This is a genomic window from Pseudoalteromonas sp. KJ63-1 (assembly GCF_055808145.1).
The window spans coordinates 1,546,011-1,560,813 of record NZ_CM147855.1; the positions used below are offsets into that span (position 1 = coordinate 1,546,011).

The 14,803-nt window shown below is 41.3% G+C and carries 13 protein-coding genes and 2 pseudogenes; 12 read left to right on the forward strand and 3 right to left on the reverse strand.

What is annotated here, in order from left to right:
• Positions 1-1,176, reverse strand: coding sequence for an isovaleryl-CoA dehydrogenase (locus tag AC0L7Q_RS07175; RefSeq protein ID WP_008114693.1), 1,176 nt, complete (start codon positions 1,174-1,176; stop codon positions 1-3).
• A 35-nt stretch (positions 1,177-1,211) separates the two neighbouring features.
• Positions 1,212-1,646 carry a MerR family transcriptional regulator gene (locus AC0L7Q_RS07180; RefSeq protein WP_008114692.1) on the reverse strand — a complete coding sequence of 145 codons (435 nt, stop codon included), beginning with the start codon at positions 1,644-1,646 and terminating at the stop codon, positions 1,212-1,214.
• Positions 1,647-1,975: 329 nt separating this feature from the next.
• Here AC0L7Q_RS07180 and AC0L7Q_RS07185 point away from each other — a divergent pair, with 329 nt between their 5' ends.
• The 7 genes from AC0L7Q_RS07185 (at position 1,976) to AC0L7Q_RS07215 (ending at position 9,628) form a co-directional block, all read left to right on the forward strand.
• The gene (locus AC0L7Q_RS07185) at positions 1,976-3,157 is read left to right on the forward strand and encodes a thiolase family protein (RefSeq protein WP_413401980.1); all 1,182 of its coding nucleotides are present in this window, start codon (positions 1,976-1,978) and stop codon (positions 3,155-3,157) included.
• 72 nt (positions 3,158-3,229) lie between these two features.
• Positions 3,230-4,720 (forward strand): CoA-acylating methylmalonate-semialdehyde dehydrogenase, encoded by a 1,491-nt coding sequence (locus AC0L7Q_RS07190; RefSeq protein WP_413401982.1) that lies wholly within the window; start codon positions 3,230-3,232, stop codon positions 4,718-4,720.
• A 119-nt stretch (positions 4,721-4,839) separates the two neighbouring features.
• The gene (locus AC0L7Q_RS07195; protein WP_010389955.1) at positions 4,840-5,997 is read left to right on the forward strand and encodes an acyl-CoA dehydrogenase family protein; all 1,158 of its coding nucleotides are present in this window, start codon (positions 4,840-4,842) and stop codon (positions 5,995-5,997) included.
• 10 nt (positions 5,998-6,007) lie between these two features.
• Positions 6,008-6,787, forward strand: coding sequence for an enoyl-CoA hydratase (locus AC0L7Q_RS07200; protein WP_250653858.1), 780 nt, complete (start codon positions 6,008-6,010; stop codon positions 6,785-6,787).
• Positions 6,787-7,944: an enoyl-CoA hydratase/isomerase family protein gene (locus AC0L7Q_RS07205; protein ID WP_413401985.1), complete on the forward strand. Its 1,158-nt coding sequence runs from the start codon at positions 6,787-6,789 to the stop codon at positions 7,942-7,944. Before AC0L7Q_RS07200 ends, AC0L7Q_RS07205 begins: the two co-directional genes overlap by 1 nt.
• A 4-nt stretch (positions 7,945-7,948) precedes the next feature.
• On the forward strand, positions 7,949-8,848 hold the full coding sequence (gene mmsB, locus AC0L7Q_RS07210) for a 3-hydroxyisobutyrate dehydrogenase (protein ID WP_413401987.1): 900 nt from the start codon (positions 7,949-7,951) through the stop codon (positions 8,846-8,848).
• A gap of 9 nt (positions 8,849-8,857) precedes the next feature.
• Positions 8,858-9,628 (forward strand): SDR family oxidoreductase, encoded by a 771-nt coding sequence (locus tag AC0L7Q_RS07215; RefSeq protein ID WP_413401989.1) that lies wholly within the window; start codon positions 8,858-8,860, stop codon positions 9,626-9,628.
• Positions 9,629-9,726: 98 nt separating this feature from the next.
• Here the strand turns inward: AC0L7Q_RS07215 and AC0L7Q_RS07220 are convergent.
• Positions 9,727-10,139 (reverse strand): annotated as a pseudogene (locus AC0L7Q_RS07220) (phage integrase N-terminal SAM-like domain-containing protein); the annotation flags it as partial.
• Between the two features lie 265 nt (positions 10,140-10,404).
• Between AC0L7Q_RS07220 and AC0L7Q_RS07225 the strand changes: the two are divergent.
• From AC0L7Q_RS07225 to AC0L7Q_RS07245, 5 genes and pseudogenes are all read left to right on the forward strand, one after another.
• Complete coding sequence (locus tag AC0L7Q_RS07225) at positions 10,405-11,109, forward strand: hypothetical protein (RefSeq protein WP_409425389.1); 705 nt, start codon at positions 10,405-10,407, stop codon at positions 11,107-11,109.
• Positions 11,109-11,456 carry a hypothetical protein gene (locus AC0L7Q_RS07230; RefSeq protein WP_409425390.1) on the forward strand — a complete coding sequence of 116 codons (348 nt, stop codon included), beginning with the start codon at positions 11,109-11,111 and terminating at the stop codon, positions 11,454-11,456. Before AC0L7Q_RS07225 ends, AC0L7Q_RS07230 begins: the two co-directional genes overlap by 1 nt.
• Before the next feature lie 243 nt (positions 11,457-11,699).
• Positions 11,700-12,746: pseudogene (locus AC0L7Q_RS07235) on the forward strand (transposase).
• Between the two features lie 289 nt (positions 12,747-13,035).
• Positions 13,036-13,338, forward strand: a complete 303-nt coding sequence (locus AC0L7Q_RS07240) for a DUF1330 domain-containing protein (RefSeq protein WP_409425391.1) — start codon at positions 13,036-13,038, stop codon at positions 13,336-13,338.
• Between the two features lie 93 nt (positions 13,339-13,431).
• On the forward strand, positions 13,432-14,721 hold the full coding sequence (locus AC0L7Q_RS07245) for a S41 family peptidase (protein WP_409425392.1): 1,290 nt from the start codon (positions 13,432-13,434) through the stop codon (positions 14,719-14,721).
• Positions 14,722-14,803 lie beyond the last annotated feature (82 nt).

Below are 14,803 nucleotides of genomic sequence, written 5' to 3' on the forward strand. Positions count from 1 at the left end.
TTAGCGGCTTTCAGTGAATAATTCGCGACCAATTAACATACGGCGTATTTCTGAGGTGCCTGCACCAATTTCATACAATTTCGCATCACGCAGTAAGCGACCTGTTGCGTATTCGTTTATGTAACCATTGCCGCCTAAAATCTGAATTGCATCTAATGCCATTTTAGTTGCAAGCTCAGCAGCGTATAAAATTGCGCCAGCAGCGTCTTTACGGGTGGTTTCGCCGCGATCGCATGCTTTTGCTACTGTGTACACATATGAGCGAGCTGCATTCATTTGTGTATACATATCAGCAATTTTGCCTTGTATTAACTGAAATTGACCAATAGGGCTGTCGAATTGCTTACGCTCATGGATGTAAGGCACCACAATATCCATACACGCTTGCATTATGCCAAGTGGGCCAGCCGCTAAAACAACACGCTCATAATCAAGGCCACTCATAAGTACCTTAACGCCTTCGTTTAAGTTGCCTAAAATATTTTCTTCGGGTACTTCGCAGTTTTCAAATACCAATTCACAGGTATTTGAACCACGCATGCCGAGTTTGTCGAGCTTTTGAGCGGTTGAAAACCCCGGGAAAGTTTTTTCTACAATAAAGGCTGTAATTCCTTTAGCGCCGGCGTTTAAATCTGTTTTTGCATAAATAACCAACGTATCAGCGTCAGGGCCATTAGTGATCCACATTTTATTACCGTTTAAAATGTACTTATCGCCTTTTTTCTCTGCTTTGAGTTTCATAGAAACAACATCAGAGCCCGCATTAGGCTCACTCATAGCCAGCGCACCAATGTGCTCGCCACTAATTAGTTTAGGTAAGTATTTTTCTTTTTGTGCTTGTGAACCATTGCGGTTTATTTGATTAACACACAGGTTAGAATGCGCACCGTAGCTTAAACCAATAGAGGCACTTGCACGGCTAATTTCTTCCATGGCAATAACGTGTTCTAAATAGCCTAAACCAGCACCACCAAACTCTTCATCCACGGTCATGCCAAGCACGCCCATTTCACCCATTTGCGGCCAAAGTTCATTGGGGAACGCATTATCAAGGTCAGTTTTTTCAGCTAGTGGGGCAATTTCTTGACTGGCAAAGCTGTTTACGTGACTGCGGATCATATCTGCAGTTTCGCCAAGGCCAAAGTTCATTTCTTTATATAGTGAAATAGTGCTCATGATTAATTCCTGTGTGTTGATGACGTTGTTATATTTTATTCATCTATTTTGCTAAGCGTGTCGCGACAGCGACGTTCAGCGGTGACCAGTTCCATAAGAACCACTTTAATGTCATCCATCTGTTGTGAAAGATCGGCTTTTTTCTCACTGATAAGGTCAAGCATAGTAACTAACTGTTTTGCACTTGATTTATCAGCATCATACAGCTCAAACAAACGACCTGTTTCAGCTAAGGTGAAACCTAAACGCTTGCCGCGCAGTATTAGCTTTAGGCGAACCTTGTCGCGCTTTGAGTAAATGCGTGTTTGGCCATTGCGCTCTGGCGATATTAACCCTTGGTCTTCGTAAAAACGGATAGAGCGGGTAGTAATATCAAATTCTTTAGCCAATTCACTAATGCTAAAAGTTTGTTCGTTTTTAGCCGGCTCGTTGGCTGAATTTGCAAAGTTTGTTTGATTATCTGATTTCATTGTAATGTTTACCTCATTCGAATAACTCCAATATAAGTGAAGTTTACGTAAAGGTAAAGTGCGATCTGGTTGTTATACTTTAGACGTATAAAATAAAAGCGGAATTATAGCAGAAGTTGAGTGTTTATAAACGTTATAAGCTAGTTAGACAGCATGTAATAAATTTTTAGCAAGCTAACTTTACAGTTTTTACACTAATTAGAAAGTTGATTTTAGATTTACGTTGGCGTAAACGTAAATTTTATGTATGCTCGTATTTATCAGATTAGTTTAAACATTAAGCTAAACATAATAAAACATGTTTGCGTTAATTGAAAATGGAGCCTTTTATGTCTTTCGAAAGCGTTGTAATTGTAGCAGCAAAACGCACCCCAATGGGTGGATTTATGGGCGCACTAAGTGATGCGCAGTCTACCGAATTAGGTGCTACGGCCATTGCAGGTGCACTTGCTCAAACGGGTTTAAGCAATGATGCAATTGATGAAGTAATTATGGGCTGCGTATTGCCAGCCGGTTTAGGCCAAGCACCTGCGCGTCAAGCAATGCTTAAAGCGGGGCTTGCACTAAGCACCGGTGCTACCACTATTAATAAAGTATGTGGCTCGGGTTTAAAAGCAGCGATGTTAGCGAATGATTTAATAAAAGCAGGTTCTATTGAATCAGCAATCGCAGGTGGTATGGAAAGCATGACCAATGCGCCTTATTTTATTCCTAAAGCCCGTGGCGGTATGCGAATGGGCCATGGCGAAATTAAAGATCACATGATGAGTGATGGCCTAGAAGACGCTTACGACAACAAAGCAATGGGTTGCTTTGCTCAAGATACAGCCGATGAATACGGTATTGGTCGTGAGCAAATGGATAATTTTGCATTAAGCTCACTGACTAAAGCAAACGCAGCTATAGACAATGGTAGCTTTGAGAACGAGATTACTCCGCACACTATAAAAACGCGTAAAGGCGATGTCACCGTTTCAATTGATGAGCAACCAGGTAATGCGCGTCCAGATAAAATACCAAGCTTAAGAGCTGCATTTAAAAAAGACGGCACTATTACTGCCGCTAACTCATCGTCTATTTCAGATGGTGGTGCTGCGCTAATACTAATGAGCGAATCAAAAGCAAAAGCTGAGGGCTTAACACCACTTTGCAGAATTGTTGCTCACAGCACTCATTCTCAAAAACCAAGTGAATTTACTGTAGCCCCAGTGGGCGCAATGAACAGCGTACTTGAAAAAGTAGGCTGGACAACCGCCGATGTTGATTTATGGGAAATTAATGAAGCATTTGCCATGGTTACTATGTTGGCTATTAACGAATTAAAGCTCGATGAAAGCAAAGTAAACGTTAATGGTGGTGCCTGTGCATTGGGTCACCCAATTGGTGCTAGTGGCGCACGTATTTTAGTAACACTTATTCATGCGCTTAAAAACCGAGGCCTTAAAAAAGGCGTCGCGTCTTTATGTATAGGTGGCGGTGAAGCCGTTGCTATGGCAGTCGAAGCACTTTAACTGATAACAAAGCCGCAGCAACTATAACAATCACAGCGCTGCGGCAATTAAATTGACTCAATAGGATTTATTATGCACCAAGTACCCTTACTAATTAACGGCGAGTTCGTTCAGTCAACGTCAAATGAATTAATTGATGTTGTAAACCCAGCTAATCAAGAAGTGCTCGCGCAAGTGCCATGTGCAACAGACGCAGAGATGGATGCGGCGATTGCATCAGCCAGCGAAACATTTAAAACGTGGAAAGATGTGCCTATTACAGAGCGAGCGCGCATCATGATGAAATACGCGGCGCTATTAAAAGAGCATCATGACGAACTAGCCACTATTATTTGTCACGAATTAGGTAAAACCTTTGAAGATGCAAAAGGTGATGTGTGGCGTGGTATTGAGGTAGTTGAACAAGCTGCTAATGCGCCGTCGTTAATGATGGGTGAAACCATGGAAAACGTAGCGCGTAAAATCGATACGTATTCTTACATGCAACCACTGGGTGTGTGCGCAGGTATTACTCCATTTAACTTTCCAGCAATGATCCCATTGTGGATGTTCCCACTGGCCATTGTGTGTGGTAATACCTTTATTTTAAAACCGTCTGAGCAAGATCCACTTACTCCTATGCGCTTAGCTGAGCTATTTATTGAAGCCGGTGCACCTAAAGGCGTTTTACAAGTTGTACATGGTACAAAACCACAAGTAGACCGCTTATTAGAAGACAAAGCCGTTCGTGCTATTTCATTTGTGGGTTCATGTGGTGTAGGTGCATACATTTACTCTAAAGGCACACAAAACTTAAAACGTGTTCAAGCGTGTGTTGGCGCTAAAAACCACATGGTAATTATGCCTGATGCGACTAAATCGCATGTTGTTAATAACCTTGTGGGTGCCTCTGTAGGGGCGGCAGGTCAGCGCTGTATGGGTATTTCTGTGGCGGTATTTGTTGGTCAAGCAAAAGACTGGGTTGATGAAATTAAATCAGGCTTTGAAGGTGTACGCCCAGGTGTTTGGGATGATGCAGGCGCGGCTTATGGCCCACAAACATCGCCTGCTGCAAAAGCACGTATTTTATCACTGATTGCCGATGGTAAAGCACAAGGCGCTACCTGTTTAATTGATGGCTCTGATTTTACTGTTGAAGGTTACGAGCAAGGTAACTGGGTAGGTCCTACGTTATTTACTGATGTAACCAAAGATATGAACTTGTACAAAGAAGAGATTTTTGGCCCAGTATTGGCGTGTATGTTTGTTGATACCCTTGAAGAAGCCATTGCGCTTATTAACGAAAGCCCTTACGGCAATGGTACCTCACTATTTACCTCAAGTGGTGCGGTTGCACGTAAATTCCAACACGAAATTGAAGTGGGTCAAGTGGGGATTAATGTGCCAATTCCTGTGCCATTACCATTTTTCTCGTTCACGGGTTGGAAAGGCTCATTCTACGGTGATACTCACACGTATGGTAAACAAGGTATTCGTTTTTACACAGAAACTAAAACCATTACCTCACGCTGGTTTGAAGATGATATCGCTTCAGGCCCAAATATGAGTATTAATCTTAAGTAACATTTTAACCGCATAATTAATAAAAAAGAGGGGCACAACACACAGTGTTGTCGCTCCTCACTAATAACTCCCTTGATGGGATGCACCGACAACAAACAAAACACAACAAGAGGTCTACCATGGACTTTAACTTATCTGAAGATCAACAAGCTTTTGCGCAAACGGCGCGTCAATTCGCAGAATCTGAACTAGCACCACATGCAGCTAAGTGGGATCGCGAACATATTTTCCCAAAAGACACCATTAAAGCCGCTGGTGAGCTTGGTTTTTGTGGCTTATACACGCCAGAAGAAGCCGGTGGTTTAGGTTTATCTCGTTTAGATTCAAGCATTATTTTTGAGCAGCTTGCACTGGGTTGTACAGCTACTACGGCTATGCTGACCATTCATAATATGGCAACCTGGATGATTGCAAGCTTTGGTACCGATGCAGTAAAAGACAAATACGTTGAGCAATTGGTAATGGGTGAATTACTGGCATCGTACTGTTTAACTGAGCCAGGCTCTGGCTCTGATGCTGCGTCATTAAAAACTAAAGCAGTTCGCGATGGCGATGAGTATGTTATTAACGGCTCAAAAATGTTTATTTCTGGCGCCGGTGAAACAGAAATTTTAGTTGTAATGGCTCGTACAGGGGCTGATGGCCCAAGTGGCATTTCAGCGTTTGTTGTACCAGCAGATGCCAAAGGTATTGAGTACGGCAAAGCAGAAGAAAAAATGGGTTGGAACGCACAACCAACACGCTTAATTAGTTTTGAAGATGTACGAATTCCAGCAGCAAACTTATTAGGTCAAGAAGGCGAAGGCTTTAAGTTTGCCATGCAAGGCTTAGATGGCGGCCGTATTAATATTGCAACTTGCTCTATTGGTACTGCACAAGCGGCACTTAATACTGCACGTGAGTATTTAAAAGAGCGTACCCAATTTGGTAAGCCATTGGCAGCATTTCAAGCGCTACAATTTAAAATTGCCGATATGAATACCGAGCTTGTAGCAGCGCGCCAAATGGTACGACTCGCGGCGTTTAAACTTGATACTAACGACAGTGAAAAAACCACTTACTGTGCTATGGCTAAACGCTTTGCAACCGATGTTGGTTTTACTGTGTGTAACGATGCGCTGCAAATTCATGGTGGCTATGGTTACATTAAAGAGTACCCACTTGAGCGCCACGTACGTGACGTACGTGTTCATCAAATTCTAGAAGGCACTAACGAAATTATGCGCGTGATTATTGCGCGTCGTATCTTAGCCGAATCAGCCAGCGAAGTTTTATAAGGAGATTAGTATGTCAAATCCTAGCATTGAGTTAACTATTGAAGGTCATGTTGCTATTTTAACTATGTCGAATCCGCCAGCGAATACCTGGACGAAAGACACCTTAGTGGCGCTTAAAGACACAGTTAATCAGCTCAACACCAATAAAAATATTTATGCATTAGTACTGACTGGTGAAGGCGAGAAGTTTTTTAGCGCCGGTGCCGACCTAAATGTATTTGCCAGTGGCGATAAAGGTGTCGCCGCAGATATGTCATGTGTATTTGGTGAAGCGTTTGAAGCGCTAACTAATTTTAGAGGCGTGTCGGTTGCAGCCATTAATGGCTATGCAATGGGTGGCGGGCTTGAAGTAGCGCTTGCTTGCGACATTCGTATTGCAGAAGAGCAAGCACAAATGGCATTGCCTGAAGCAAAAGTGGGTTTATTACCCTGTGCCGGTGGAACGCAAAACTTAGCATGGCTAGTGGGCGAAGGCTGGGCAAAACGCATGATTTTATGCGGTGAGCGCTTAAAAGCCGATAAAGCCCTACAAATTGGCTTAGTGGAAGAAGTGGTTGCACAAGGTGAAAGCTTTGCAGCAGCACTAAAACTAGCAAACCAAGTAGCAGATCAAAGCCCATCGTCGGTTGCTGCATGTAAAACATTGATTCAAAAAGGGCGTCATCAACCTATGGCAAATGCATTGCCACTGGAACGTGAACTGTTTGTTGGTTTATTTGATACCGAAGATCAGCAAGAGGGCGTTAACGCCTTTTTAGAAAAGCGTAAAGCTAATTGGGTGAATGGCTAATGAGTGAATTAACCCGTTTAAATTCAGCTGATGCTGCCGTGGTATTTGAAACGGCAACCACAGACAATGGCCGACTCATTGGTTTTGCAACGCTTAACGCGCCTAAGTCATTAAACGCGTTAAATTTTGAGATGATCAGCTTACTCGAGCCGCAACTACAGCAATGGGACAAAGACGATAATATTGCATTAGTGGTACTTAAAGGCGCAGGTGAAAAAGCATTTTGCGCCGGTGGCGATGTAGTGAGCTTACACAAAGCAATGAGTGAAGGTAAACCGAGCTCACTGGTTGAAGAGTTTTTTACTCAAGAGTATCAGCTCGATTACCTAATTCACTGCTACAACAAACCCATTTTAGTCTGGGGTAACGGTATTGTAATGGGCGGCGGTTTAGGTTTAATGGCCGGTGCTAGTCATCGTGTGGTTACCGAAACATCACGCATTGCTATGCCAGAGCAAACTATTGGGCTTTACCCTGATGTAGGCGGCAGTTATTTTTTACATAAAATGCCCGCCCATGTTGGTTTGTTTTTAGGGCTGACCTCAGCATCAATTAATTGTGAAGACGCTAAGCTTGTATCGCTTGCCGATCACTTTGTAAATGCTGATAAATACCCAGAGCTTGTTGAAGCATTACTCAATACTAAATGGGGTAAAACAGCAAGTTTAAATCACGACAAGCTAAGTACCTTGCTTATTGAGTTAGATAACAACTTTAGCCGTATGCCAAAAGGCAATTTAAAAGCAAACTTAACCTTGGTTCAAAAGCTTGGCGAGTTTGGCACGTTACAGCAGCAGGTCGATTACATTTTAAATCTAAACACTGAGGATAAATGGCTACAACGCGCACAAAAATCGTTGGCGCATGGTTGCCCATTAAGTTGTGCCTTAGTGAGTGAGCAGCTCAAACACAGCAAAGGCAAAAACTTAGCTGACTGTTTTAAAATGGAATTGGTCATGTCGGTTCGTGCTGGCGAAGTGGGCGAGTTTCAAGAAGGTGTACGTGCCTTACTAATCGATAAAGACGGTGCGCCACAGTGGCAATTTAAAACCCTTAAGGATGTGCCAAACGAAGTAGTAGAGAGCTTTTTTGCAAATCGCTTTGGCGAGCAACATCCGCTAGAGCCGTACTTTTCACAACTAAATTTACAAGGGTAAAGCGATGAGTAAACTTAATATAGGATTTATTGGTTTAGGAAACATGGGCGGCCCAATGGCAGCAAACTTAGTTAAAGCTGGCCACAGTGTGCGCGTGTTTGACTTAAGTGCAGAGGCCGTTAAAGAGCTTGTGAATCATGGGGCTAGTGCGGCGCAAAGCGCCAGTGACTGTGCGCACGAGGCTGATGTGCTAATTAGCATGCTACCGGCAAGCAAACATGTTAAATCACTTTATTTAGGCACAGACGAACAACCGGGTTTAATTAAAGTACTAAGTAAAAGCACGTTAGTGATTGATTGTTCAACCATAGATGCACAATCGGCTCGTGATGTAGGCCATGCCCTTGGCGAGCAAGGCATTGCGTTTGTTGATGCACCGGTATCGGGTGGTGTAGCAGGCGCAACAGCGGGCACGTTAACCTTTATTGTGGGTGGTGAGCAAGCTGCATTCGATAAAGCAAATACGGTATTAGTCGATATGGGTAAAAACATATTCCATGCCGGTGATATTGGTGCAGGGCAAGTTGCTAAAATATGTAACAATATGCTGTTGAGTATTTTAATGGCAGGCACCAGTGAAGCCATTCAAATGGGAATTAATAACGGCCTCGACGCAAAAGTACTCAGCGACATAATGAGCGCAAGTTCGGGTCGTAACTGGACGTTAGAACTTTATAACCCCTGCCCAGGTGTTATGGAAACCGCACCAGCTAGTAACGACTATAAACCCGGCTTTATGGTTGATTTAATGGCTAAAGATTTAGGCCTTGCTATGGAAGCGGCGCAACAAAGTAATTCACTAACGCCAATGGGCTCAATGGCTAAAAATTTATACACTATGATTCAGCACCAAGGTGCAGGCAGTGATGATTTTAGTGCCATTTTTAAATTGTTTTCGAAGTAGGAAAGTATTGTGGAGATAAAAAATAATACCGTAGTTATTACCGGTGGCGCACAAGGCTTAGGCTTTGCTATGGCGCAAAAGTTTGCCTTAATGGGCGCTAATATAGCCTTAATTGATATGGCGCAAGCCCAATTAAATGAAGCAACCGAGCAGCTATCTGCATTAGCAGGCGTAACAGGCACTATTAAAGGCTACAGCGCTAATGTAACCGTAGAGAGCGAAGTTGAAGACGTATTTAATACCGTTAACAGTGACTTTGGTCACATTGGGGTATTAATTAATAACGCCGGCATTTTACGCGATGGCATGTTTATAAAAGCCAAAGATGGCAAAGTGGTTAAAAAAATGTCGCTTGATCAATTTCAATCAGTGATTGACGTTAACTTAACAGGCGTATTTTTAGCAGGGCGCGAAGCGGCAAGCCACATGATTGAATCAGGCAAAGGCGGCGTAATTGTAAACATGTCGAGCGTAGCGCGTGCGGGTAATATTGGCCAAACAAATTACGCAGCATCAAAAGCAGGTGTTGTGGCACTCACCACTACATGGGCTAAAGAGCTTGGCCGTTTTGGTATTCGCGTTGGCGCCATTGCCCCAGGTGTTATTAGCACCGCGATGACCGATGCAATGAAGCCAGAAGCTAAACAGCGCATGCTTGCTGTAACACCAGTAGGGCGCTTAGGTGAAACCGCTGAAATAGCTCATACCGCCCAGTACATTATCGAAAACGACTTTTTTACTGGTCGCGTGGTAGAGATAGACGGCGGTATTCGTTTGTAAACCGAACTGGATTAAGGTTTATTTAAAAAAAGCATGGCGCTTGTGGGCTGTGCTTTTTTGTTTTAAATCGGGAAGTTTATAATCTTGAAAAAGGGCTGATGTACCCTTAACCGCAGTACCTCCATTAAGCGCATACCGCTACCATAATGTAATCCACAGTGTAAATAATGCTTCACAGAGCACACTTTAAAAAAATTATTTATTTATTATTACGTTAAAACTATCGGTAGTTTAGTTGCTCGTTTGCTCTTAAAAAAACCTAATGATAATGAAAGTGGCTTTTTAATCGCTTCTTTAAATAAAAAGCTCAACGCATTTAAGGCTTGTGTTTGAGTGTTAGGAGCAACATTTTGTTGGTTGACTAAGTGATTCTAAAAAGTTCGACCTCATTGTCTTCCATCGTTGTTGGGTGCCTCATAGAGTTAAAACGAATAGACGAAGCCACCCAGTATAAATACGCTTTAATGGTACTTTTTGCATAACGCTTTAGATACATTTGTTCGGCTATCATAGTTAAAAAGGTGATTTCATGATATGGATCTTTAGTAAAAAATTAACTGTGTATATAGACAGTACTTATTGTTCTGTCCAATATTACTGTTCTCCACCATTTCAGTGTATTTCTACATTAAGGAAAAAAACTTAAATTTAACTAATTGTTTACAGGTATTTATTTGATGGTTAAGGTAAATACATTGTAATATATAAACATTTTTTGGTTTATAAAAAGACAAATGTCGTAGACAAAATTGTTAGGACTTCAAAGGAGTAATCGAATGAATCAAGGATATGATAGATCTATGTTAGAAGGATCTTTATCACAGATGGAATCTGCAGCAATGAATTTTGCTCATAGGTTTATTAATGATGGAAAGGTGAGGATGAGCTATGTCAATCAAACCAAGAAGGTGGCAATTGAATATCGTGCTAGGGTTACTTCGGGAGCTATCTCTGCTGAAGACGCTGCAAAGCAAGTACAGGTCATACGTAATCAAATACTTGAAGCTCAACGCTTACGAACAAGTGACTTAGGAAAGGCGAAGGCAGTTAGCTTGAAAAAAACAGGGCTTACGCTCACTGATTTAACCGAGAAGTATTCACAAAATAAATATGGGAAGTCATTTTTAAAATTATCAAACTTGCAAAAAAATCAAGTCTATTTGGAAATTATTGAAAGTTCAGGCAGACCAAGACCTGCCGTAAATTCTGCCGCACAGAAATATACAAAACTAGGAAGAGGATTACTTTTAGTAACACTTGGGGTTGCAGTCTATAATATTGCTGTTGCAGACGATAAAGCCAAAGCTACAGCTAGAGAAGGAGTTGTTATCGGTGGTGGTTTCGCGGGAGGTGCAGCAGGAGGTGTGCTGGCAGGGTTAGCTTGTGGCCCAGGTGCTCCAGTATGCGTTACTGTTGGAGTATTTGTTGGGGGAGCTTTAGGTGCTCTTGGTGCAGATGTATCTTTTGGATGGTTTTTCTAATGGAAATTAGAGAAACAAATATATTTGAAGTATTGAAAGTTGAAAATACTGGGAATATATCTCCGCAGATTATACTCAATAATTCGACGTTAAATGCTTCGATCCAAGTCATAGGAGGAGTTTTGGAAGCACAGTACACTGTCGATGATAAATATCTCTTATTCATTACAGAAGGCAACCCCTTAGAAGAGGCTTTGTATATTTACCTTATTGATAATAAGCTAAATATAAACGATACATTAGAGCTTTCAGCTAATTATACTTCCGGAATATTTAATACCCCTCTTATTATTGGGTTGGACTCAATAAGATTCTCTTTTTTGAAAAAGACGATAATTGGCTGTTAACTGTTTCTGATTATCCCAAAGTTTCATTTTTCAAATGTAAATATCCAGTTCAAAGGAATAGATCTTTCCTTAGTAAAGTTTGGCTTCAGCTACAGAAGTCCTAATAAGCGTATCAAATCTGACTCCGTAAGCTGTCCGATTTTTTAGAAATAAACAAATAAACTAGACACCCACTCTAATTTTTGCAGTTTGGTGAACTCAGTACTAGGCTTTTATCAGCATGAAAAATAAGCAGGGTGTCTTATGGCAATCGCAAGAAAGCGTCAAGTAAGTTTGGTTGATACAAATTACTACCACTGTATATCACGTTGCGTACGCCGTGCATTTTTGTGCGGTTAGGACCATTTTACTGGTCAATCTTACGAGCATCGCAGAGGGTGGGTTGAAGACAAATTGCTTGAGTTAGCCAAGATATTTTGTATTGACGTCTGTGCTTATGCCGTTATGAGTAACCACACCCATTTAGTCCTGTATGTTGATGATAAAAAAGCGAACCGGCTTAATGATAAAGCAATTGTTATTCGCTGGCATAAACTTTGTAAGGGCACTGTACTCACGCAAAAGTACATACAGGGTGAGAAGCTAAGTAAAGCTGAACTTATCTTTTTTAATCAAACAGTAAAGGAATACCGAGAGCGCTTATCAAGTATTAGCTGGTTTATGCGGTCGTTAAATGAAGACATTGCGCGCAGAGCAAATAAAGAAGATAACTGCACTGGCAGGTTTTATTCGCTGCCATCCATGGCGCTCACCCTTCGGGCTGCCTAACGGCATTCAAATTTATTCCCTATAAATTTATGGGAAGGTGGCTTTAAATCACAAGCACTCCTTGATGAAGCGGCGCTTGCCGCGTGTATTGCATACGTCGATTTAAACCCTATCAGGGCTAAGATGGCTATCACTCCAGAAGAGTCTCACCATACCAGTTTACAAAAACGCTTAATATACGCAAAAGAAGGCAAGCAGCCAAAACAACTACTTCGCTTTGCAGGTATGTCACGTCAAGTTATGCCAAAAGGGCTGCCGTTTGTGCTTAAGTCGTATCTTGAATTAGTTGAATTAACAGGGAGAATAATACGAGAAGATAAACGCGGCCATATTGATAACACCCAACTTCCTTTACTGGAAAGACTCAATATATCTCCGGAAAACTGGTTAAAACTCACCACACAATTTACACGCGTATTTCACGGCGCAGTTGGCAGGCCGACCTCACAAGCAAGTTATTGTGAAAATTTGAATCGAAAACGGCGAGCCAATACAAGTAATTGTGAAAAGCTATTAGCATAAACTTTAAATTACTCAGTAGAAAAGTTGAAACTGCATCATGCAGTTATTTTTGATGCGTGGAATTTAGATTTAAGAGTAATAATGGCTTATTTGCTAGATGAAACGAAAGTAACGTAGTCGTAAAGCATAAATTATTAACCTATAAAATAAATATAAGAACTTAGCTTTTGCTTGCAAAATTAAAATGGATGTCTAGTTTGTTTCTGTGTTTCTTCTAGTTTGTTTCTGGAATTTGCCTATTATTTGGGCGTGATGGATTAGTTTAGTCTTTAACATAATAGGTTACAAAATGTATGAATTTTTAGTTGGCTTGGAAGTTTCGGACAATGGCGCGTATTCAGACTATCGAGCGGCTATGGCACCCATTCTTAGTGCTTTTGGTGGCGGTTTCGGTTTTGATTTTGTAGTTTCGCAGGTTCTTCTTTCAAAAGTTGATACTCCTATTAATCGAGTTTTTACAATTCATTTCCCAAATAAAACCGTCTCAGAAAGCTTCTTTTCTGATCCTGAGTATTTAAAGGTAAAAGCTCAATTCTTTGACGTGTCTGTATCTCACGTAACAATCATTGCGGGCTACGAAAAAGACACTTAAATTATTATCTAGATAAAAACATTTTTACTTTGTATTTAAACCTTTTTAACAGTTTTTGCGACTAAGTTTTAAAGCAAATAATAAAGGTTTTGTATGAACTACTTAAAGCAGGTTTTAAATATAGCATTATTGGTTTTAGTAAGCTTTGTGGGTATTAAGCCCGTGCAAGCTACTAACCTACCTTTTGAACAAATAATCACTCCTCAATACGCAAAGCAAGACGTTGCGCAATGGTCACAATGGCTGCACAGTACGCACCCTGATTTAAAACATAGTGTGGCTGATATTGATGCTTTTTACTTACAACTAAATACTATAACCGCAAATATTACCGATGAACTTAGCGTGCGGGAATTATGGGCCCGTTTAGCGGTATTAAATTCAACATTGGCTGATGGACACTTAAAAGTAGGGCATGCTTCAACGTCGCAATGGCGTAAATGGGTCAGTGGTGGGTTGGGGCTTTTCCCATTTGAAGTTGCGATTGTAAACCAGCAACTTTATATAAAATCTAACACGGGTGGTACCAAGAGTGGCCATGCTGAGCAGCAAATAAAGGCGATTAATGGCGTGCCATATGAGCAAGTAATGGAGCAGTTATTACGCCGCACACATGGTGATACTGATGAATTTAGACAAGAGGTATTAGCGCGTCAATTTCATCGTTTATTTTATTTAACGTTTGGCTACTCAGAGCAATTTAGCATTACCTTAGCAGATGGAGAGCTCACGCTAGCAGCGAGCAAAACCTTGCCACAAAGCATGGTTGAACGCTCATTTGTAGATACTTTTCATGTTGAGTACACAGGTGAGACGGCAACCCTTACAGTTAATTCATTTTCATGGCCTGATTTTAAGCAATACCTTGCTTTTATGGACGCCACTTTTACTCAGCTAAAAGAAAAAAACATAAAGCACCTAGTGATTGATATCAGTAATAATGGCGGTGGCGATGATGACTTTTGGATGGCTGGAGTAATGCGTTATATAACGGATGTACCATATCGTCACTTTTCCCATTATCGCTCTAAGGTGTTGCTAAAGTATCGTGATCCGGGCCAAGTAGCAGGTGAAATTGAGTCTGGTGAAAACACGCGTTTTATACAGCCAGAACCTAAGCTTGCAAACTTTTTTACCGGGGATGTTGCTGTAAAAATAGGGGCTTACACTTATTCGTCAGCAATTGTGTTTGCTAACACCCTACAAGATTTTTCAATTGCGCCATTGGTTGGCGAAAACACAACAGGAAGAAGCACTCAAACTGGGGGGATCCAGTTTTTAAACTTAATACATAGTAATTTGCAGATGGTCAGCCCGCGCTTTATTTTGACAAGGCCAAATGGTGAGCTGCAAATGACTGGCGTTAAAGTTTCTTCGTTGTGACGCTTAAACACCGAGAACTGATATTAGCATTTTGTTCGTTCACTAAAGTGGCTGTCGCTTTAAAACATTGCTTAGTATAAAA